This is a genomic window from Pantoea conspicua, from assembly GCF_002095315.1.
GTDB classification, from domain to species: domain Bacteria; phylum Pseudomonadota; class Gammaproteobacteria; order Enterobacterales; family Enterobacteriaceae; genus Pantoea; species Pantoea conspicua.
In genome coordinates this window covers 1-20,378 of the sequence record NZ_MLFN01000045.1, presented here as the reverse complement: position 1 = coordinate 20,378, position 20,378 = coordinate 1, and the positions used below count along the sequence as shown (strand labels likewise).

The following is a 20,378-nucleotide window of genomic DNA, read 5'->3' as shown; positions in this document are numbered from 1 at the left end:
TAATCTGACAACGCGGAGGTTGTATGATAACTGTTATTCCTGCCCTGATCGTGCTGGCGCTGGTGGCTGTCTGGGCGACCGTCAAGGTTGTGCCACAGGGTTTTCAATGGACGGTTGAACGTTTTGGCCGTTATACCCGCACGCTGCAACCCGGGTTAAGCCTGGTGGTGCCGTTCATGGATCGTGTCGGTCGTAAGATCAACATGATGGAACAGGTACTGGATATTCCCTCGCAAGAGATCATCTCCAAAGATAACGCCAACGTCACCATCGATGCGGTCTGCTTTATTCAGGTCGTTGACCCGGCGCGCGCCGCGTATGAAGTCAGCAATCTTGAGCAGGCTATTCTGAACCTCACCATGACCAATATGCGCACCGTGCTTGGCAGCATGGAGCTGGACGAAATGTTGTCGCAACGCGACAGCATTAATACCCGCCTGCTGCATATCGTCGATGAAGCCACTAATCCGTGGGGCGTCAAAATTACCCGCATCGAGATTCGCGACGTGCGTCCGCCGCAGGAGCTGATCGGTGCGATGAATGCGCAGATGAAAGCGGAGCGGACCAAACGCGCCGATATTCTGACGGCGGAAGGGGTGCGCCAGGCGGCGATCCTGCGCGCCGAAGGGGATAAACAGTCGCAGATCCTGAAAGCCGAAGGGGAACGGACCTCGGCCTTCTTACAGGCGGAAGCGCGGGAACGGCAGGCCGAAGCAGAAGCCAACGCCACCAAAATGGTCTCTGAAGCGATCGCCGCTGGCGACATTCAGGCGATCAACTATTTCGTGGCGCAGAAATATACCGACGCACTGCAAAAAATTGGCGAGGCCAATAACAGCAAAGTGGTGATGATGCCGCTGGAAGCAAGCAGCCTGCTCGGCTCGATTGCCGGCATCGGTGAGCTGCTGAAAGAATCCCGTACCGAGTCGAAACGCTGATGCTGGTCGATATTATTGCGCATCCGCATTGGTTCTGGCTGACGCTCGGCGGCCTGCTGCTGGCGGCGGAAATGCTGGGTACCAGCGGATATCTGCTGTGGAGCGGCCTGGCCGCGGTGATGGTGGGCATTATCGAATGGTTTATTCCATTTAGCTGGACCGCTCAGGGCTCGATGTTTGCCGTTCTGACGCTGGTCTGCGTCTTTTTATGGTATCGCTGGATGCGCCACCGGGAAGCGCATCAGACGCCGAACGCCCTTAATCAGCGCGGCAGCCAGATGATTGGCCTGCAGTTAACGCTGGAGAGCGCGCTGCATAACCGCACCGGACACGTGCGGATTGGCGACAGCAGCTGGCGGGTTGAGGCTGAACAGGATCTGCCGGCGGGTACGCCGGTCGAAGTGGTGGCGGTAGAAGGCATTACCCTGCGCATTCAGCCGCGCTTACCGCCCGGCTGAGAACAGCATCCGGCCAGATTATTGATGATCGGGCATTCGGCGCTGTCGTCGCCCGGGCAGGCCTCGGCCAGCGCCAGCAGACGTGCGCGCATCGCATGCAGCTCTTCAATATGCGCGGCAATCTCATCGGCTTTTTGCAAGGTACGCGCCTTGACGTCGGCGCTGTGGCGCGACGGATTATTAAACAACGCGACCAGTTCACGACACTCATCCAGCGTAAAGCCAACCTGACGCGCCTGGCGCAACAGAGTGAGTTCATCCAGATGGCGCACGCTGTAGCTGCGATAGCCATTTTCACTGCGCAGCGGGGGCGTGACGACCCCCTTCTCTTCATAAAAACGAATCGCCTTGCTGGTCAGCCCGGTCTTTTTCGCCACATCGCTGATGTTCACTTTATCCCCCTTGACCTTCCCCTTGATGGAAGGTTTATGCTTAATCATGAATCGAAACTGACCAACCGGTCAAATCTGATCACACAAGGAGTTCATCATGTCACACACCATTTCTCTGGCACTGGACGGTCTGTCCTGCGGCCATTGCGTTAAACGGGTGAAAGAGGCGCTGGAACAGCGGGACGATGTTGAGCAGGCTGAGGTTACCCAGCAGGAAGCGCGGGTTTCCGGCGCGGCCGATGCGGCAGCCCTGATCGCCACCGTCGAACAGGCGGGCTATCACGCGACGCTGAAAGCGGCTGACGTTTCCCCAAAGTCTGAGCCGTTGACAGCATCGGAGCCGCCGCCGGAGGCGCTGACAACGGAACCGCTTTCCCGTCCGGCAGAAAATACTCTCCCTGCTCATGTGCTGCTGATTGACGGCATGACCTGCGCCAGCTGCGTCAGCCGGGTAGAAAAGGCGCTGCAGCAGGTGCCCGGCGTCAGTCAGGCCCGGGTTAATCTGGGCGAACGCAGCGCGCTGGTGCTGGGCGAGGTCGAACCGCAACAGCTGGTCGCCGCGGTGGATGCCGCGGGTTATGGCGCGCAGGTGGTTGACGATGAGCAGGAACGGCGCGAAAAACAGCAGCAGAGTTCACGTCGCGCGATGCGCCGTTTCAGCTGGCAGGCCGCAGTGGCACTGATATTTGGTGTACCGCTGATGATCTGGGGAATGATGGGCGACAACATGATGCTCACCGCCAGCAATCACGATCGCTGGCTGACGCTGGGCGTCATCACGCTGCTGGTGATGGTGATCACCGGCACTCATTTCTATCGCAGCGCCTGGCGCAGCGCGCGCAACGGCAGCGCCACCATGGACACGCTGGTGGCACTGGGTACCGCCGCGGCCTGGATCTACTCGTTCAGCGTGGTGCTGTGGCCCGACTTTTTCCCGCCGCAGGCGCGGCATCTCTATTTCGAAGCCAGCGTCATGATCCTCGGGTTAATCAATCTGGGTCATGCGCTGGAGCAGCGGGCGCGCCAGCGATCGTCTAAAGCGCTGGAACGTCTGCTGGATCTGACCCCGGCGCAGGCGCGACGTGCCGATCCACAGGGCGATACACTTATCCCGATCAGTGCGGTGCAGCCCGGCATGATGCTGCGTCTGGTGACCGGCGATCGGGTGCCGGTCGATGGTGAGATTACCACTGGCGAAGCCTGGTTTGATGAGGCGATGCTGACCGGTGAAGCGGTGCCACAAAGCAAAAGCCAGGGCGATGCGGTGTTTGCCGGGACCCTGGTTCAGGATGGCTCGGTGCAGTTTGAAGCCCGCGCAACCGGCAGCCATACGACCCTGTCGCGCATTATCCGGATGGTGCGTCAGGCGCAAAGCAGCAAACCCGATGTCGGCCGGTTAGCCGATCGCATCTCCGCGGTCTTCGTCCCGGTGGTAGTGGCGATTGCGCTAATCAGCGGCGGCGTCTGGTACCTGTTCGGCCCGCAGCCGCAGATCGCCTACATGCTGGTGATTGCCACCACCGTGCTGATCATTGCCTGTCCCTGTGCGTTAGGGCTGGCAACGCCCATGTCGATTATCGCGGGTGTAGGTCGTGCCGCCGAACTGGGCGTGCTGGTGCGGGATGCCGATGCGTTACAGCGTGCCAGCCAGATCGACACGCTGGTCTTCGACAAAACCGGTACCCTGACTGCCGGTACGCCGCAGGTCAGCGAGGTACGGGTCTGGGGTACAGCCAGCCGTGAGTCGGTATTACAGAGTGCCGCCGCGCTGGAGTTCTCCTCCGGCCATCCGCTGGCAAAAGCCATTGTTGCCGAAGCTGACCTGCAGAGTCCGCCTTCACTGGCACAATTTCGTACAATACGCGGCAAGGGCATCAGCGGCATACTCGATGGCAGAGAACTGCTGCTGGGCAATGCCGCCCTGCTGCAGGAGAACGGGGTTGATTGCCGGCCCGCTGTAGCCGATATCGAACGCCTGACGCAACGGGGCGCGACGCCGGTGTTACTGGCTGAGCAGGGCCAGCTGATCGCCCTGATCGCCCTGCGCGATGCCCTGCGTCCGGAAAGCGCGACAGCGCTGAAGCGGCTGCATCAGTCGGGCTATCGCCTGATTATGCTCACCGGTGATCATCAGAATACCGCGCAGGCCATTGCGGCTGAGGTAGGGATTGATGAGGTGATCGCGGGGGTGCTGCCAGAAGGCAAAGCCGCGGCGATTGCGCAGTTACAGCAGCAGGGACGACGCGTTGCGATGGTCGGTGACGGCATCAACGATGCGCCCGCGCTGGCTCAGGCTGAGGTAGGTATCGCGATGGGCGGCGGCAGCGACGTGGCGGTTGAAACCGCAGGCATTACCCTGATGCGCGCCGATCTCAACAGCGTCGCCGATGCGTTAGCGATCTCATCAGCAACGCTACGGAATATCCGGCAGAATCTGTTTGGTGCGTTTATTTATAACAGCATCGGCATTCCAGTGGCGGCTGGGGTGCTCTATCCGCTGACCGGTACGTTACTCAGCCCGATTGTGGCGGGTGCTGCGATGGCGCTCTCTTCAATTACCGTGGTGGCGAATGCTAATCGCCTGCTGCGCTATCAGCCGCCGCGCCAGGATTAGCCGTTTCGGTGCTGTTTTTCGGGGCCTGAAGCCGCTAGCATGGGGTTTTAACATAGCGAAGGACCGGGAATGACAGGCAACGTTTGGCGCTCACTGCGCGGCTTTATCAGCCAGCTTTTTCCCGCCAGCTATCGCTGGCCAGCCATGGATGTCCGGCTCGGCGATTGTCATCTGCATCTGGTGGGCAGCATTCATATGGGCACGCGGGATATGCAGCCGCTGCCTGCGCGGCTGCTGCGGCAGTTGCAGAAAGCGGACGCGCTGATCGTCGAAGCGGATATCACTCAGGGTGGCTCACCGTTCGATCGCAGCGCAGAACGCCCACCACTGGCGACCCGGCTGGATGACGAGGCTCTGCAGACGCTGACCGGTCTGTGTGATGAGATGAACCTGTCGATCGGTTCGTTTGACACCCTGCCCGCCTGGCAGATTGCACTGATGTTGCAGGCGCAACAGGCGCAACGGCTGGGATTACGCTCCGACTACGGCATTGACTATCAGCTGTTGCAGGCTGCAAAGCGCTGGAACAAGCCGGTGATAGAGCTGGAGGGCGCTGAGGCGCAGATTGCCCTGCTGAATACGCTGCCGGATGACGGCATGGCGCTGTTGCAGGATACGCTGGCCCACTGGCATACCAACGCACGGCTGCTGCAAATGATGGTGAGCTGGTGGCTGGATACTCCGCCGCGTCAGCCGCAGATTGCTTTGCCCGCGACCTTCAGTCAGGCGCTGAATGATACGTTGATCGGTCAGCGTAATGCGCAGTGGCGGGATAAGTTGCAGGCCTTAGCGGCGGGAGAGTATGTGGTGGCGGTCGGTGCGCTGCATCTTTACGGTGAGGATAACCTGCCCGGGATGCTGAAAAAGCCCTGAAAAAAAGAGAGCCGGTAATGTTACCGGCCCGTCAAAGAGAAATTTGTTTATGATTTTGGTTATCGCTCAGCAATCAGATTGCTGGCGCGCGGCCAATTCTCGCCCAAAGCACAAATTTTCGCCACCTTTATTCATTCATCAGCCCTAATAAGATTTTTCTCAGGAAGGGACCGGTATGACACCTGCGGTAAAATTGCTGGAAAAACAAAACGTCAGCTTCACTCTGCACCCCTACGAACATGACAGTCACGAAACCCACTTTGGCGATGAGGCGGTGCGTAAACTCAATCTGGACGCGCGTCAGGTTTACAAAACGCTGCTGGTGGCGCTGAATGGCGAAGCGAAACAGCTGGCGGTGGCCGTTACGCCGGTGTCGACACAGCTCGATCTGAAAAAAGTCGCGAAAGCACTGGGAGCCAAAAAAGTGGATATGGCCGATCCGCTGCAGGCGCAGCGGGTGACCGGCTACCTGGTGGGCGGCATCAGCCCGCTGGGCCAGAAGAAACGGCTACCCACGGTGATCGATATTTCTGCTGCCGACTTCACCACCATTTTTATTTCCGGCGGCAAGCGCGGGCTGGATATCGAACTGGCACCGCAGGACCTGGCCCGCCTGCTGGCTGCGGCACTGGCGGACATTGCCCGCCACGATTAGACCCGCGGCTGAGCGCACAGCTGATCGATCATCCAGCGTCCCGCCGGACCCGGCGGGTTACGACGGGACCAGACCACCTCAACCGCGATATGCTGCGGCCAGCCCGGCAGTGGCAACTCCTGCAACACCCGGTGGCCGAACTGCTTCACCAGCCAGCGAGGCAGGATGCTCCAGCCAAAGCCCTGCTCCGCCATCTCCAGCAGGAGCAGATAGGTGGGTGCCGACCAGACCCGTCCCATTGAATTCGGTTCACGCTGCTCGACCCAGGTGTTCAGCCGCAGATGTCGCACCTCTTCAAGCTGACTTTCACTGACGGCATTGAGCTTTGCCAGTGGATGATCGCGATGCAGATAGACGGCCATTTCCGCTTCTACCTGTAACCGTGCCACGGCGATATCCGCCGGCAGCGCGGGCTGCGCCCGGACGACGCCGAGGTGAACGCGTCCAGCCTGCAACAGATCCAGCACATCGCCATCCTCTGCAATCATGCACTCCAGCTCAATCTCCGGATAACGCGCGTCAAACTGCTTGAGCAGATGTTCGTGATGATCGGTTTGCCAGAAGTCGGAAACGGCAAAACTTAATCTGGGCTCTACGCCCTGCGATAAACGTATCGCCAGCGCATCCAGCCGCTCACTGGCTGCCAGGATCTGCTGCACCTGCGGCAAAGCGCGTCGTCCCTGTTCGGTTAATATCGGCTGGCGTCCGCCACGATCAAACAGCACAAATCCAAGATCGTCTTCTAAATTCGCCACCGCCGCACTAATGGTGGACTGACTTTTTCCCAGCGCGCGCGCAGCGGCAGAAAACGAGCCACTGGTGACGGTCTGAACAAAAGCCTCAAGGGATTCCGGGGAGTAACGCATCTTATCCATCGCTTTTTCCGATAGGTATTCATTTTATTCTAGCATCCTGCGGTGAGAGAATGCCTGGCATAAACGAAGGAGAGTTAAGCAATGCGTACCCGCTCAATCAAAGAACGTATTTTACATGCCGTCTGTTTTGAAACGCTGGCAATTCTGACCGTGTCGCCGCTGGCCGCCTGGGTAATGAATAAGCCACTGTTTCAGATGGGATCGCTGGCAATTATGTTGTCCACCGTCGCCATGCTATGGAACATGATCTACAACAGCGGATTTGATCGGCTGCATCCGCCGGGCCAGAAGCGCAGCGCAGGCGTACGGATAATGCACGCGCTGGGGTTCGAAGGGGGATTTATTCTGATCGGCCTGCCGATTGCGGCCTGGATGCTGAATATTTCACTGTGGCAGGCCTTTCTGGTGGAAGTGGGCTTCTTCCTGTTCTTCCTGCCTTACACCATGGGCTATAACTGGGTCTGGGATAAACTGCGCGAGCGCTGGATTAGCCGTAAATCCTGCCAGGCATAAAGAAAATCGGGAGGCGTTACGCCTCCCGAAACGTTCAGTGCGCCCGGGCTGTTTCATTCCCCCACGGCCAGATCCACGCCAGAATCATTTTGGGATAGTTGCGTTTACGCGCTTTCTCCGCCGCCTCATCACGTTGCCTGATCTGCTCTTCGCTGAGATGAACCACCTGGCCCTGCGGCGGGTAGTCGCTGGCTTTGACCGGTGAGTGCGCCTTGATAAAGTCACGCAGCACCTGCGTATCTACCGCGCCACTGTTAACGTAGCCGGCATGGCTATCCAGTCGTGGATAGCCGTCGCCGCCTGCCGCATTAAAGCTGTTGGTGGCCATGCGATACTGCTGCGTATCCTGCAGCGGCTTGCCGTTGATGCGAATATCGCTGACCTCTTTGCCATCGGCCGTCAGGCTGATGCCCGCAAACTGGGCGTATCCGCCCGAATCAGGCTGGATATTGGCAACCACCGCCAGATATTTTTTGATCTCCGCACCGGTCAGGCTCACGGAGACCACCTGATTACCGAACGGCTGGACCTGCAGCAGATCGCGCCAGCTCAGTTTGCCCGATTTCAGTGAAGTGCGGATACCGCCGCCGCTCATCACCGCAAAGTCCGCCTGGGTGTGCGCCATCTGCGCGCGTAAAATCAGCTGGCCGAGATTGGTCTGCTCAAAGCGTACCTGCTCTTTTTCGCCATTGAAATCCCCCACTATGCTGCCGACGTTAACGGTCAGCTTCGCCTCAGCCCGTTTCTGAAACGGCATCAGCAGCTTCATCATGGCGCTGTTTTTCGGGATCTCCTGCTGCCAGGTGAGCCAGGTTTCGCTGCCGTCTGCGTTTTTCACCAGATGTTTGAGATTAACCGGCACCAGCTGATAGGACTCCAGCGTCACCTCACCATTACGGAAGGTGAAATCGCCGCGCCCGACATATTTGCCCCATTTATCTGCCTGCATAATCCAGATGCCGTTCTGTTTATCGGGCTGGCACGGCTGACCCGGCTGATAATTTTTCACGCTGACGTTCTCTTTTTCCATGCAGACCGCATCGTGCGAGTGACCGCCGACAATCAGGTCAAGGGTCCCGGCCGGCAGACTGCGCGCCAGGGTAACATCACCGATACCGTTGCTGCCATGTTTGCCGTCGTCGTAGTGACCCAGATGCGTCAGGGCAATAATCACGTCCGGCTTCTCGGTGGCGCGTAACTCAGCCACCGCTTTGACCGTCTCCGCGATGGGATCACGAAATTCGATATCGGTTAAGCCGGCCGGATTGGCCAGCCGGGCTGTGTCAGGCGTGATCAGCCCCAGCACCGCAATTTTCAGGCCGAGACGATTGAACACCGCCCAGGGTTTGAACATCCGCTCGCCGCTGCTTTTCTGATAGACGTTAGCGGCCAGTAACGGGAATCGCGCCCACTTCTCCTGCTTGCGCAGTACCGCAATTGGCTTGTCAAATTCATGGTTGCCGAGCGCCATCGCATCGTAGCCAATCAGGTTCATGGCACGGAAATCGGGTTCCGCATCCAGTTCATCCGACTCCGGCACGCCGGTATTCACGTCGCCCGCCGAGAGAATTAACGCGCCACCGCCTTTGGCCTGCACCTCATAGCGCAGGCTGTCCATCAGCGTTTTCTGTGCTGCCAGACCATATTCACCCTGCGGATTAAACCAGAAGTGACCATGTTCATCATTGGTGTGCAGCAGGCTAAAACGGTACGTGTGGTCAGGCTCTGCAGCCTGAGAAAATAGCGGCATTAACGCCAGTACCAGCGCACCGCCCAATCCTGCCCATCGTGATAACAACACCGTTAATCTCCTTATTTCTCTCTGGCCGGTTTCTCTCTGCGGGTTCGCTGACCGGACTGCCCCACTGTTTCGCACATTATTCTGATGAACTCAAGGCCAACGCACACCGGGTGCGCGATTAACCTCTGCCGATGGTGCGTTTTCACTGCCATAAACGGACTCTGCAAGCAGTTTTGCGGAGTCGGGGGCAAAACCGCGCCAGAATAAGGTTTATCAGGCGGCCAGGCGCATTCCCCGGTTATTCGCGTCACGCTTAGGGTATTTAATGGCGGTAATCTTTATTTAGCTGGCCCTTGATAAAGCGTCATCCCGGCCCATATTCACGATAATCAGTGAAAACAGGCTTTCTGTTGCATTTTCATCTCATTCAGGCGTTTTTTTCTGCTCTTCCCGCAAATTGCTCAGCGAAAGCGCCTGTTTTGCATTAAACTCATTTGTTACAAGCGGATACATTTGTCTACAAGGAGACAGGCATGCATCACACCACACCGTTGATCACCACTATTGTCGGAGCACTGGTTCTGGCATTTCTCCTTGGGATGCTGGCAAACCGCCTGCGTATTTCACCGCTGGTCGGCTACCTGCTGGCGGGCGTGATGGCCGGTCCCTTTACGCCGGGTTTTGTCGCGGATACCAATCTCGCGCCGGAACTGGCGGAGCTGGGCGTTATCCTGCTGATGTTCGGCGTTGGCCTGCACTTCTCGATGAAAGATCTGATGTCGGTAAAGTCGATAGCCATTCCCGGTGCCGTCGCGCAGATAGCGGTAGCGACGTTACTGGGAATGGGTCTGTCATGGACGCTGGGATGGTCGTGGATGACCGGCCTGGTTTTTGGCCTCTGTCTCTCCACCGCCAGTACCGTGGTGTTACTGCGGGCATTAGAAGAGCGTCAGCTGATTGATAGCCAGCGGGGCCAGATCGCCATTGGCTGGCTGATTGTTGAAGACCTGGTAATGGTGCTGACGCTGGTGCTGCTGCCCGCGATTGCCGGCATGATGGAACAGGGTAATGCCAGCGCCGGATTGCTGGCGTGGGACCTGCTGTGGACCATCGGTAAAGTCGCCGCCTTTATGATACTGATGATGGTAGTGGGCCGCCGCGCCGTGCCCTGGATTCTTGCCCGCAGCGCCGCCACCGGCTCGCGCGAGCTGTTTACGCTGGCGGTGTTAGCGCTGGCGCTGGGGATTGCCTTTGGCGCCGTTGAATTTTTCGATGTCTCATTCGCACTCGGCGCCTTCTTTGCCGGTATGGTGCTGAACGAATCTGAACTGAGCCATCGTGCCGCCCGGGATACCCTGCCGCTGCGTGACGCCTTTGCCGTGCTGTTCTTCGTCTCGGTCGGTATGCTGTTTGATCCCGCTATCCTGGTGACGCAGCCGCTGGCGGTACTGGGCGCGCTGGTGATTATCGTGGTGGGTAAATCAGTGGCTGCCTGGCTGCTGGTGACGCTGCTGGGCCACTCCCGCCGCACCGCCTTAACTATCTCGGTCAGTCTGGCACAGATAGGCGAGTTCGCCTTTATTCTGGCCGGACTCGGCATCTCGCTCGGCCTGCTCAGTGATGAAGGACGCAATCTGGTGCTGGCGGCAGCGATCCTGTCAATCATGATCAACCCGATCCTGTTTACCCTGCTGGAGCGTTTTCTGGCGAAAACCGAAACCATGGAAGAGCAGACACTGGAAGAAGCGATCGAGGAAGAGAAGCAGATTCCGGTGAATTTCTGCAATCACGCGGTGATTGTCGGCTATGGCCGGGTCGGTAGCCTGATCGGCCAGAAGCTGATTGAGGCCAACGTGCCGCTGGTGGTGGTTGAAAATTCCCGCCCACGCGTCGAAGCGCTGCGTGAGCAAGGGATTAAAGCGGTGCTGGGCAATGCGGCACGCGCTGACACCATGGAGCTGGCCCGGCTGGATTGCGCCCGCTGGCTATTGCTGACCATCCCGAATGGCTATGAAGCGGGTGAAGTGGTCACCGCCGCGCGCGAGAAGCACCAGAATATTGAGATCATTGCCCGCGCCCATTATGACGATGAAGTGGAATACATCATGGAACGCGGCGCGACCCGCGTCGTAATGGGTGAACGCGAAATTGCCAGCAGTATGCTGCAAATCCTGCAGGATGAGATGACGCAGGGCGAAGATTTACAGCCCTGCGATGTCGTGCGCTGATTCAGTCTGGCCCGGATAGCTGTCAGACCGTGACGGCACAGGGAACGGGGGTCAGATCGGAAAGACGCAAAATCCGTCATCCATGACATGCTCGTCCCGCGCCGTCCCTGGCGCGGGACGCTTTCCTCCTCTGCCCCCGTTCCCTGCGCGTTGAGCTAATCCATCGCTGTCAGATTCAACCTGATTTGAGTTTGCCCACTGTCTGCGCGTGCTTTACCGATCCCAGTAAGACTCTTCCAGGCTGTCTTCCCGCTCCGGTAAGCCGCGGGTTAAGCGCGGTGAATGCTGATTCAGCACCTGATAGCTAACGCGGTTGGCATACTTACACACCTGCGCCAGCGACGAATAGGTCAGATACGGACGCGCATGTTTGCTGGAGTTAGGGACGTTGAGGCGATGGTAGTTGTTGGCGGTAATGTCATGCAGTAACGCCGCCAGCGCGCCATCCCCGGCACCGTTCGTGTTCATGATCTTCTCCGGTCCGCCCATGTAAGGCGCAATGTGCGAGAAAATCCGCCGCGGCTGCTCGCAATCCTGCTGGCGCATCACCCGGCTGAACTCATACTGATTAAACTCAGCGATAGCGCCCGGCAGCAGCGGATGGTTGGTTTTCCGTTTGAACTCGTCTTCGGTATAGCCCGCCATATAAAGCCCGGTCGGTCCGGCGGTACAGAGCACCAGATCGACCCACTCCAGCGCCATATCCGAGGCCAGCAACGGATCGGCTTCGCCGGTCAGCGCCAGCGCTTCTTCTTCATTCATTGCCACGATCGTGACGTGCTCACGCAGGAAGTCCCGCCAGAACTGCGGGTTATCGCCAATCACATGTTTGGTCCCCAGCGTCAGCACCACCGGCACATTGTGACGTTTGGCGTACTCAATCGCCTGCAAGGTGGCCTGCGGCATCGGCTCGCCTTCTGCACAGCGCACCAGGTAGGAGGTCAGCACCAGCGCCGAGGCACCGGCAATCACCGACTCCGGCACATTATCGGGCTGCAGCTGGTTCATCTGGCCCGGGCTGATGGCAAACGTCCGCTCACCATTTTCACCAATCAGCGTAAAGCAGCGGCCAATCGCGCCATCAACGCCCTGCAGATAGTTGAGATCCATCCGGCTGGAGGTATTACACAGATAGCGATAGGCGTAGCCACCTATCTGAATGTTGTTGCACATCACGCCCAGCAGCACCGATCGGTCATCGGCCAGCACCGAGAAGTTGTGCAGAGTGTTGCCAATGGTGCCACCGGCAAACTGGTGGGTAATCAGCGCATCGCGCATCAGTTCGTTGTAGAGCGCTTCCGCCACTGCATCGTCAATCACCAGCGAATGGCCGGCGCTGAGGCCATAACGGGTCAGAAAAGCCTCATCGACTTTCGCTTCGATGTCGACCAGCGTCTGATCGATGCCAACCACCCAGCTTCCCGCGTCAATATCGTGTTGAGCAGGCTGTAACAGGGGATCGCGTGCGCTGACCGGGAAGTAGTGTTTGGATTTGCGTTTGCCGGGAAATTTCATCGGGAATGCCGTCTGGAAAACAGGCAGAGAATGATATCACACTCTCTGCCTTCGCTTAACGGCGTGCGCTGACCAGCTGGACCATCATCTCGATGTGAGCTTCATCGGCGTTCAGGGCCGGAATGTACTCAAACTTCTCGCCACCGGCGTGCATGAAGATTTCACAGTTTTCACCGCTGATCTCCTCCAGCGTCTCCAGACAGTCTGAAGAGAAGCCGGGACTCATGACCTGAACGTGTTTAATCCCTTTGGCCGGCAGGCTTTTCATGGTTTCGTCGGTGTAGGGCATCAGCCAGGGTTCACGGCCAAAGCGCGACTGGAAGGTCAGCATAAACTGATCCTCTCGCAGGCCCAGCGCTTTGGTCAGAGCCGCGGTGGTGTCGGCACAGCGCTGAGGATAGTCATCGCCTTCATTAGCGAAGCGCTGCGGGATACCGTGGAACGACATCACCAGCAGATCGGGCTGGCCGTGACGCTCAAACGAACGTTCGACAGAGGCCTTCAGCGCCGCAATATAGGCAGGATGTTCGGCGTAATCGCGAATAAACTGCACCTCAGGCAACGAACGGTAATCTTTAAATACCGCGGTTAATCCATCCCACACCGCCGCCACCGTTGAGCAGGAGAACTGCGGATAGAGCGGCAGCACGATCAGGCGCGTCACGCCCTGCGCCATCAGCTTATCCACCGCGCTTTTCATGCTGGGATTACCGTAGCTCATGCCAAGTTCGACCGGCATATCGACGCGTGCCGCCAGCGCATCACGCTGACGCTGGCTGTAAACCAGCAGTGGCGAACCGCCTTCCATCCAGACTGAGGCGTAGAGCTTCGACACGCGCGGCGAGCGAAACGGCAGTACAACGCCATTAAGGATCGGCCACCAGAGCCAGCGCGGGGTATCGACTACGCGAGGATCGCTTAAAAACTGTTTCAGATAGCGTTTAACAGCAGGTGTGGTTGGGGCGTCTGGCGTACCTAAATTAACCAGTAACACGCCGGGCTTATCTTGCCTCATTGTGATTCCTTGATGACGACGGGGATGCGTGAAAACGAGGAAATTGTAGCGGAATTAGTGGGAGGTAAAAGCAATTACTGCAAAAGGGGCCAGTAATACTGGCCCCCTGGAGCTTAGCCGAGGATCGTCGCCAGCTCGGCGCTCACTTCGGTCACCTTACGGGTGCCGTCGATTTTATGATAAGCAGTGTGGCCCGCTTCCGCTTCTTTGCTGTAGTAAGCAATTAACGGTGCGGTCATCTGATGGTATTCCACCAGGCGCTTACGCACGGTCTCTTCCTGATCGTCTTTACGGGTGGTCAGCTCTTCGCCGGTCACGTCATCTTTGCCTTCCACTTTCGGTGGATTGAAAGTGACATGGTAAACGCGGCCTGATGGCGCGTGAACGCGACGGCCAACGATACGCTCAACGATCAGTTCGTCCGGTACCGCGAACTCCAGCACGTAATCCACGGTGATCCCGGCTTCTTTCATTGCATCCGCCTGAGGAATGGTGCGCGGGAAACCGTCCAGCAGGAAACCGTTTTTGCAGTCTTCCTGAGTGATACGCTCTTTAACCAGCGCAATCACCAGCTCATCGGTTACCAGTTTGCCGGCATCCATAATGGCTTTCGCCTGGTTGCCCAGCTCGCTGCCTGCTTTTACCGCTGCACGCAACATGTCGCCGGTGGAGATTTGCGGAATGCCATACTTCTCCATGATGAATTGGGCCTGAGTCCCCTTACCTGCGCCCGGAGCTCCGAGCAGAATAATACGCATTGCGTAAATCCCCTTGCGAATCGCATTGATCTATCTTAGAAGGCGAAGAACATACCATTATGACCCGCTCATCACAAGGAAGGGCGCGGATCGCACCCGGCTACTTTACTGCCTTTCCGGCCCGATAACAGCGCCTGTCGACCTGCCCGCACCTTTTTCAGATTTACCGCCAGCGCCAAACAGCACCTGCAATCGCTTCCCCAGCTGATGGGTCATATTGATGCTCTTTTTGCCGCTGCCGCGTACGTTGGCATTGAGCTGCAGCCGCGACTGCTGCGGCCATTTCACCACATCCTCCGCGTCACACAGTGTGGTGATGATCGCTGGCGGCACGCTAAAGCTGGCAAAGGGTAAACCTGGCTGATGGCTGGAGTGCAGCACCGGCGGACCGGGAAGCGACAGTGCATCCACGGTGGCGGCGTTGTAAGGCCGCCACTGCGGATCGTCAAAGCGCCGCAGCGCGTGGTTGACCGCCGTCAGAGTCAGTCCCTGTTCAAACAGACGCAGTTCACTGCGCACCAGGGTACTGAAATCACAGGTGCGCAGCGCCACCAGCACCAGATCGCCGCAGATCTCGGCGTGACGATCCAGTCGGGTGACAAACAGATGCGCGTCATCGATCAGTTTATGGTGCAGCACGCTGGCAAAACTTTCGCTCGCCTCAGTGACGCCCTGATTCTGGCAATCACGCAGCGGACGAACCCGGCCGTTCGGCAAATCGACATGCGGCACCAGCATGATGTTGCCGGCCATCAGTGGGATTGCCGGCAGCACGTTAAGTTCGGTCACCGGATAGTGTGAGGCATAGCGGGTCTGGTTGCGCGCCTGCTCCTGACGCAGAAACAGCTGCGACAGCAGCACCCGCGCCACATGCAGCGAAGGGGCGAAGAAAAGATCAAACTGCTCCAGCTTGTAAAAACGTGACAGCGCCAGGCGCAGACGGTCGCGCGTCTCTGTCGGCGTGGCAGAGGATAAAGGGGCGTGTGCCATGATCGTCTCGTTTTAGTTATGTTGCGAGGTAGCAGGGAGCGAAGTGAGGCGGAATCTCCGGAAAAAACACAGATAGGGTGCTGAGTCAACCCGCCAGAATCTGCCCTGTAGAGTAGGTCAATGCGGCTGGACTTTAAAATGATATAAATGAACAATCCCTGTTAGATTTTTAAACAGAGGATGAGAATGATCGGACTGCCACCGCTGAGGGCGCTGCACTATTTTCACCAGGCGGCCTTACACAGCAGCTTTAGCGTGGCGGCGGAGCGCCTGCACGTCACGCACAGTGCGATTAGCCATCAGATACGTCAGCTGGAGAGCTGGATGGGCAAGCCGCTGTTTGTCCGCAGCAACGGCCGCGTGAAGCTAACCTCACATGGTGAACAGCTGCTGCAAAGCTGTCAGCAGGCGTTCGGCGAACTGCGCAGCAGTTGCGAAACCATTCGTACCGACCTGCGCCAGCATATCAGTCTCTCCTGCTCCCCCAGTTTTTTATCACAGTGGCTGATTCCACGCATCGCCAGCTTTTACCAGCGTTATCCCGACATTGAGATCCGCTTCCAGCCGCTGACGGCGGTATCGCAGTTGCGTAGTGAACATATCGATGTGCTGATCCTGAGCCATGGCGAGCCGCCTGAGAATGACATTGACGCCACGCTGGTCAGTGAGGATGAGATCGGCCCGCTGTGCGCGCCGGAGTTTGCCAGCCAGTTACAAAGCGGCAACGATCTCTGCGCTCTGCCGCTGCTGCACGCCGATACGCGCCTGCATGCCTGGACAGAATGGGCGGAAAAAGCCGGTGTTAGCGGAACGTTTAGCGGGGGCAAGCATTTCGACAGCCTGACGCTGGGTATCCAGGCGGCACGCAGTGGGCTGGGGGTCCTGATGGCACCGCGCCTGCTGGTACGGCAGGAGCTGGAAGATGGTACCCTGATGGCACCGCTGGGGTTTGTCCGGGTTGAACGGGCCACCTGGATGATGACCAAACAGAGCCGGCGTCACGATCCGGCCATCAGCCTGTTCCGTGACTGGCTGCGTGAGGCCGCGCAGCCATAAAAAAGCCGGTGATGAGCACCGGCTTCAGACAGCTGACACATTTACGGCTTTTTAATCCTGCAAGCCCGCTTACCATCCGCGCTGAACTGCGTCAGACAGCCGGCATCAGAGACAATGCGATGAGTGCATACGCCAGGAGCAAAGCATCGTATCTGCATTCAGGCCGGTGAAAACCACCGGCCTGTTGTCATTATGCCGTCAGCAGCTGGTTCATGCGACGGATAAACTGATTCGGATCGTCGAGCGTACCGCGTTCGGCCAGCAGCGCCTGATCCAGCAGCAGTTCGATCCACTCGCCGAAACGGGCTTCATCCTGGGTATCTGCCACGCGTTTCACCAGCGAATGCTCCGGGTTGATCTCGAAGATGTATTTCACTTCCGGCACGTCCTGACCGGCTGCAGCAAACAGCTTCGCCATCTGGGTGGTCATTTCGTTGGCATCAGTGGTAACGATCGCTGGCGTATCGGTCAGACGATGCGTCAGTCGTACCTCTTTCACCCGCTCGCCCAGCAGGGTTTTTACCCGCTCAACAAACGGCTCCAGCGCTTTTTCCGCCTCTTTCTGCTCTTCGGTCTCTTCATCCGCCAGTTTGCTCAGCGACTCATCCGCTTTGCTCACCGACTGGAAAGTTTTACCGTCGAACTCCGTCAGGTAGCTCATCATCCACTCATCGATACGATCGGAGAGCAGCAGTACCTCAATGCCTTTCTTGCGGAACAGCTCCAGATGCGGGCTGCTCTTCGCGGCGGCATAGCTGTCTGCGGTGATGTAGTAAATCTTCTCCTGACCTTCCACCATCCGGCTGACGTAATCCTCCAGCGAAACGGTTTGCGCCGCGCCTTCGCTCTGAGTAGTGGCAAAGCGCAGCAGTTTAGCAATCGCTTCCTGGTTAGCGTGATCTTCTGCCGGGCCCTCTTTCAGCACCAGACCGAACTCTTTCCAGAAGGTCTGATATTTTTCACTGTCGTCTTTCGCCAGCTTTTCCAGCATCTGCAGGGTGCGTTTGGTCAGCGCGCCGCGCAGGCTCTGGGTGACACGGCTATCCTGCAGGATCTCACGCGAGACGTTCAGTGGCAGATCGTTAGAGTCGATCAGACCGCGCACGAAGCGCAGGTAGTTCGGCATGAACTGCTCAGCATCATCCATGATAAAAACGCGCTGCACGTAGAGTTTCAGCCCGTGCTTGTGATCGCGGTTCCACATATCGAATGGGGCACGCGCCGGGATGTAGAGCAGGCTGGTGTACTCCTGCTTGCCTTCCACCCGGTTGTGGCTCCAGGCGACCGGATCGCTGAAGTCATGGGCAATGTGCTTGTAGAACTCGTGGTACTCTTCGTCGCTGATCTCAGACTTGTTGCGGGTCCACAGCGCCTGGGCTTTATTGATTTTTTCCCAGCTGGTGCTGCCGCTCTCTTCATCTTTGCTTTCGATTTCAACCGGCAGCGCAATGTGATCGGAATATTTGCTGATGATGTTACGAACGCGCCACGCGTCGAGGAACTCATCTTCACCTTCGCGCAGATGCAGGGTAATTTCAGTGCCGCGATCGGCTTTCTCGATATCGGCCAGGGTATATTCGCCCTCACCCGCCGACTCCCAGTAAACGCCCTCGTCAGCTGAAGCACCGGCTGCACGGGTGCGGACCGTAACCTTATCCGCCACGATAAACGCAGAGTAGAAGCCGACCCCAAACTGACCAATCAACTGGCTATCTTTTGCCTGATCGGAACCCAGCGATTCAAGGAAGGCTTTGGTGCCCGATTTGGCGATGGTTCCAAGGTTCTCAATCACCTCGTCGCGACGCATACCGATACCGTTGTCGCTCAGCGTCAGGGTGCGGTTGTCCTTGTCAACAGAGAGACGGACGCGCAGTTCGCCGTCACCTTCATACAGGCTGGCATCGGACAGCGCACGGAAACGCAGTTTGTCTGCCGCATCCGAGGCGTTGGAAATCAGCTCACGCAGGAAAATCTCTTTGTTTGAATAGAGAGAATGGATCATCAGGTGCAGAAGTTGTTTTACTTCTGACTGAAAGCCACGGGTCTCTTGTCCTTTCATGGTCATTGCTACCTCAACAAAACAGGTTGAACAAACGTTGAGGTTGATGTGGGGATGACGGCGAGGTTTTCAAGCCGGTATCTGTCACAACACCGGCAAGTGATTAAAATTTAATCTTGTGACGTCCGGCCAGTGAATGGGACAGCGTGGTGCCATCGACCATCTCCAGCTCACCGCCAACCGGGACACCGTGGGCGATGCGGCTGGCGTCAACGCCATACTGACCGCACAGCTCTGCAATGTAGTTGGCGGTCGCTTCCCCTTCCACCGTGGGATTGGTGGCGAGGATCACTTCCTGAATGGTTTCACTCTCCAGCCGCTGCTCCAGGCGATCCAGACCGATATCGGCCGGACCAATGCCATCCAGCGGCGACAGGTGTCCCATCAGCACAAAGTAACGACCGGCAAACTGGCCCGTTTGCTCAATGGCGTGAATATCCGCCGGGCTCTCCACCACACAGATCAGTCCATTCTGCTGACGCCGTGGATTGGCGCAGATGGTGCAGATCTCCTGCTCGGTGAAGGTACGGCAATCGGCACAGTGACCGATCTCTGACATCGCCCGGGTCAGCGCCTGTGCCAGGCGCATCCCGCCGCTGCGATCGCGTTGCAGCAGCTGAAACGCCATGCGCTGCGCCGATTTCGGCCCAACGCCGGGCAGACAGCGCAGCGACTCCATCAGTGATTCAAGCAGTGGGCTGGTTTGCATCAGAACGGCATCTTGAAGCCTGGTGGCAGCTGCATACCGGAGGAGACAGAAGCCATCTTCTCTTTCTGGGTTTCATCAATGCGGCGTGCGGCATCGTTGAACGCCGCAGCGATCAGATCTTCCAGCATATCTTTGTCATCTTCCAGCAGGCTGGGATCGACTTCCACGCGGCGGCAGTTGTGCGCACCGTTGATGGTGACCTTCACCAGGCCTGCGCCTGATTCACCGGTCACTTCCAGCGCGGCGATCTCTTCCTGAACCTTAGCCATTTTGTCCTGCATCTGCTGGGCCTGTTTCATCAGGTTGCCCAATCCGCCTTTACCACCAAACATAGTTTTCTCTCTCAGCTGAGGCCACAACGCTATCGTTGAGATAGCGGCAGCGTGTTCAAACAGGTCGGATACTCTCCTCATCCAGATCGGCGTCAAAAAACCGCTGTAACGTCTGAATGTGGGTATCACCGGTGATCGACTGACGCGCCTGCGCCAGCTTCTCTTCGTAAATGGCCTGACGCCACTCCAGTGGCGTCAACACCGTTGAATTATCGTCTTCAACCACCGAGAGTTCAACTCCCTGCCCGGCGGCTTCACTCAGGGCGGCACTCAACACCTGCTGAGCGGACGCCGAATTGAGGTGGCGCTGGCTGGAACGCAGATGCAGGATGACCCCGGTTTCGGTGGTCTCTTTCCATGCGTTCAGCGCCAGCTGCTGCACCAGCTTAGGCAACGGCAGAGCGGCAATTTCCGCCGCCCAGGGATCGCGCTGCTGGGCTTCTTCCGCCAGACGCGCCGCCAGTTCAGGGGTTTTCTCATGCTCCAGCGCAGAACGCAAGGCCTTTGGCGTGGCCACCGGTTCTGTAACCACCACCGGCTGAGTCTGCGCTTTCCAGCGGTACGCCTCTTCTTTTACCGGGGGCCGCAGGCTCCCGCTCGCGGATACGCTGCTGGCTGCGCTCGGTAACCGAGGCCAGCCGCTCCAGCGCGGAGTTG

General features: G+C 58.0%; 18 protein-coding genes and 1 pseudogene. 8 read left to right on the top strand and 11 right to left on the bottom strand.

The features are described 5' to 3' along the window. Window positions 1-23 precede the first annotated feature (23 nt). Both HA41_RS14710 and HA41_RS14705 read left to right on the top strand, forming a co-directional pair. Window positions 24-938 carry an SPFH domain-containing protein gene (locus HA41_RS14710; protein ID WP_094121405.1) on the top strand — a complete coding sequence of 305 codons (915 nt, stop codon included), beginning with the start codon at window positions 24-26 and terminating at the stop codon, window positions 936-938. Next, window positions 938-1,396 carry an NfeD family protein gene (locus HA41_RS14705; RefSeq protein ID WP_094121404.1) on the top strand — a complete coding sequence of 153 codons (459 nt, stop codon included), beginning with the start codon at window positions 938-940 and terminating at the stop codon, window positions 1,394-1,396. The genes HA41_RS14710 and HA41_RS14705 overlap by 1 nt, the downstream gene beginning before the upstream one ends. Here HA41_RS14705 and cueR read toward each other — a convergent pair. Continuing rightward, a complete protein-coding gene (gene cueR / locus HA41_RS14700) occupies window positions 1,372-1,788 on the bottom strand; it encodes a Cu(I)-responsive transcriptional regulator (protein ID WP_094121403.1) in 417 nt (138 codons plus the stop codon). The genes HA41_RS14705 and cueR overlap by 25 nt on opposite strands. Before the next feature lie 97 nt (window positions 1,789-1,885). Here cueR and copA point away from each other — a divergent pair, with 97 nt between their 5' ends. From copA to ybaK, 3 genes are all read left to right on the top strand, one after another. Next, a complete protein-coding gene (copA, locus tag HA41_RS14695) occupies window positions 1,886-4,402 on the top strand; it encodes a copper-exporting P-type ATPase CopA (protein ID WP_094121402.1) in 2,517 nt (838 codons plus the stop codon). 69 nt (window positions 4,403-4,471) lie between these two features. Continuing rightward, window positions 4,472-5,275 carry a TraB/GumN family protein gene (locus tag HA41_RS14690; RefSeq protein ID WP_094121401.1) on the top strand — a complete coding sequence of 268 codons (804 nt, stop codon included), beginning with the start codon at window positions 4,472-4,474 and terminating at the stop codon, window positions 5,273-5,275. A gap of 175 nt (window positions 5,276-5,450) precedes the next feature. Continuing rightward, a complete protein-coding gene (gene ybaK / locus HA41_RS14685; RefSeq protein ID WP_094121400.1) occupies window positions 5,451-5,930 on the top strand; it encodes a Cys-tRNA(Pro)/Cys-tRNA(Cys) deacylase YbaK in 480 nt (159 codons plus the stop codon). On the opposite strand, the gene HA41_RS14680 is transcribed toward ybaK, so the two are convergent. Then, window positions 5,927-6,796, bottom strand: a complete 870-nt coding sequence (locus HA41_RS14680; RefSeq protein WP_094121419.1) for a LysR family transcriptional regulator — start codon at window positions 6,794-6,796, stop codon at window positions 5,927-5,929. The two genes, ybaK and HA41_RS14680, sit on opposite strands and share 4 nt — an antisense overlap. 90 nt (window positions 6,797-6,886) lie before the next feature. On the opposite strand from HA41_RS14680, the gene HA41_RS14675 reads away from it, so the two are divergent. Further along, window positions 6,887-7,318 (top strand): multidrug/biocide efflux PACE transporter, encoded by a 432-nt coding sequence (locus HA41_RS14675; RefSeq protein ID WP_094121399.1) that lies wholly within the window; start codon window positions 6,887-6,889, stop codon window positions 7,316-7,318. A 34-nt stretch (window positions 7,319-7,352) separates the two neighbouring features. Here the strand turns inward: HA41_RS14675 and ushA are convergent, their stop codons facing one another. Continuing rightward, window positions 7,353-9,119 carry a bifunctional UDP-sugar hydrolase/5'-nucleotidase UshA gene (ushA, locus tag HA41_RS14670; protein ID WP_094121398.1) on the bottom strand — a complete coding sequence of 589 codons (1,767 nt, stop codon included), beginning with the start codon at window positions 9,117-9,119 and terminating at the stop codon, window positions 7,353-7,355. 473 nt (window positions 9,120-9,592) lie between these two features. Between ushA and ybaL the strand changes: the two genes are divergently transcribed. Further along, complete coding sequence (ybaL, locus tag HA41_RS14665) at window positions 9,593-11,287, top strand: YbaL family putative K(+) efflux transporter (RefSeq protein ID WP_094121397.1); 1,695 nt, start codon at window positions 9,593-9,595, stop codon at window positions 11,285-11,287. Between the two features lie 213 nt (window positions 11,288-11,500). Here the strand turns inward: ybaL and HA41_RS14660 are convergent, their stop codons facing one another. The 4 genes from HA41_RS14660 to HA41_RS14645 form a co-directional block, all read right to left on the bottom strand. Further along, the gene (locus HA41_RS14660) at window positions 11,501-12,802 is read right to left on the bottom strand and encodes an inosine/guanosine kinase (RefSeq protein WP_094121396.1); all 1,302 of its coding nucleotides are present in this window, start codon (window positions 12,800-12,802) and stop codon (window positions 11,501-11,503) included. Between the two features lie 55 nt (window positions 12,803-12,857). Further along, the gene (gene hemH / locus HA41_RS14655) at window positions 12,858-13,817 is read right to left on the bottom strand and encodes a ferrochelatase (RefSeq protein ID WP_094121395.1); all 960 of its coding nucleotides are present in this window, start codon (window positions 13,815-13,817) and stop codon (window positions 12,858-12,860) included. Between the two features lie 113 nt (window positions 13,818-13,930). Further along, window positions 13,931-14,575, bottom strand: a complete 645-nt coding sequence (adk, locus tag HA41_RS14650) for an adenylate kinase (protein WP_094121394.1) — start codon at window positions 14,573-14,575, stop codon at window positions 13,931-13,933. A 105-nt stretch (window positions 14,576-14,680) separates the two neighbouring features. After that, entirely contained in the window at window positions 14,681-15,565 is an 885-nt protein-coding gene (locus HA41_RS14645; RefSeq protein WP_094121393.1) for a DUF6024 family protein, read from the bottom strand. A gap of 186 nt (window positions 15,566-15,751) precedes the next feature. Between HA41_RS14645 and HA41_RS14640 the strand changes: the two genes are divergently transcribed. Beyond that, a complete protein-coding gene (locus HA41_RS14640; RefSeq protein ID WP_094121392.1) occupies window positions 15,752-16,621 on the top strand; it encodes a LysR substrate-binding domain-containing protein in 870 nt (289 codons plus the stop codon). Window positions 16,622-16,811: 190 nt separating this feature from the next. Here the strand turns inward: HA41_RS14640 and htpG are convergent, their stop codons facing one another. From htpG to HA41_RS14620, 4 genes and pseudogenes are all read right to left on the bottom strand, one after another. After that, entirely contained in the window at window positions 16,812-18,686 is a 1,875-nt protein-coding gene (gene htpG / locus HA41_RS14635; protein ID WP_094121391.1) for a molecular chaperone HtpG, read from the bottom strand. Between the two features lie 97 nt (window positions 18,687-18,783). Next, entirely contained in the window at window positions 18,784-19,389 is a 606-nt protein-coding gene (gene recR, locus HA41_RS14630) for a recombination mediator RecR (RefSeq protein WP_031377861.1), read from the bottom strand. Further along, window positions 19,389-19,721: a YbaB/EbfC family nucleoid-associated protein gene (locus HA41_RS14625; RefSeq protein ID WP_094121390.1), complete on the bottom strand. Its 333-nt coding sequence runs from the start codon at window positions 19,719-19,721 to the stop codon at window positions 19,389-19,391. Before HA41_RS14625 ends, recR begins: the two co-directional genes overlap by 1 nt. Before the next feature lie 55 nt (window positions 19,722-19,776). After that, window positions 19,777-20,378, bottom strand: a pseudogene (locus HA41_RS14620) (DNA polymerase III subunit gamma/tau C-terminal domain-containing protein); the annotation flags it as partial.

Coding starts and splice junctions, on each gene's coding strand:
- HA41_RS14710 (WP_094121405.1), top strand. CDS start 24: ATGATAACTGTTATTCCTGCCCTGATCGTGCTGGCGCTGGTGGCTGTC.
- HA41_RS14705 (WP_094121404.1), top strand. CDS start 938: ATGCTGGTCGATATTATTGCGCATCCGCATTGGTTCTGGCTGACGCTC.
- copA (WP_094121402.1), top strand. CDS start 1,886: ATGTCACACACCATTTCTCTGGCACTGGACGGTCTGTCCTGCGGCCAT.
- HA41_RS14690 (WP_094121401.1), top strand. CDS start 4,472: ATGACAGGCAACGTTTGGCGCTCACTGCGCGGCTTTATCAGCCAGCTT.
- ybaK (WP_094121400.1), top strand. CDS start 5,451: ATGACACCTGCGGTAAAATTGCTGGAAAAACAAAACGTCAGCTTCACT.
- HA41_RS14680 (WP_094121419.1), bottom strand. CDS start 6,796: ATGCGTTACTCCCCGGAATCCCTTGAGGCTTTTGTTCAGACCGTCACC.
- HA41_RS14675 (WP_094121399.1), top strand. CDS start 6,887: ATGCGTACCCGCTCAATCAAAGAACGTATTTTACATGCCGTCTGTTTT.
- ybaL (WP_094121397.1), top strand. CDS start 9,593: ATGCATCACACCACACCGTTGATCACCACTATTGTCGGAGCACTGGTT.
- HA41_RS14660 (WP_094121396.1), bottom strand. CDS start 12,802: ATGAAATTTCCCGGCAAACGCAAATCCAAACACTACTTCCCGGTCAGC.
- hemH (WP_094121395.1), bottom strand. CDS start 13,817: ATGAGGCAAGATAAGCCCGGCGTGTTACTGGTTAATTTAGGTACGCCA.
- adk (WP_094121394.1), bottom strand. CDS start 14,575: ATGCGTATTATTCTGCTCGGAGCTCCGGGCGCAGGTAAGGGGACTCAG.
- HA41_RS14645 (WP_094121393.1), bottom strand. CDS start 15,565: ATGGCACACGCCCCTTTATCCTCTGCCACGCCGACAGAGACGCGCGAC.
- HA41_RS14640 (WP_094121392.1), top strand. CDS start 15,752: ATGATCGGACTGCCACCGCTGAGGGCGCTGCACTATTTTCACCAGGCG.
- htpG (WP_094121391.1), bottom strand. CDS start 18,686: ATGACCATGAAAGGACAAGAGACCCGTGGCTTTCAGTCAGAAGTAAAA.
- recR (WP_031377861.1), bottom strand. CDS start 19,389: ATGCAAACCAGCCCACTGCTTGAATCACTGATGGAGTCGCTGCGCTGT.
- HA41_RS14625 (WP_094121390.1), bottom strand. CDS start 19,721: ATGTTTGGTGGTAAAGGCGGATTGGGCAACCTGATGAAACAGGCCCAG.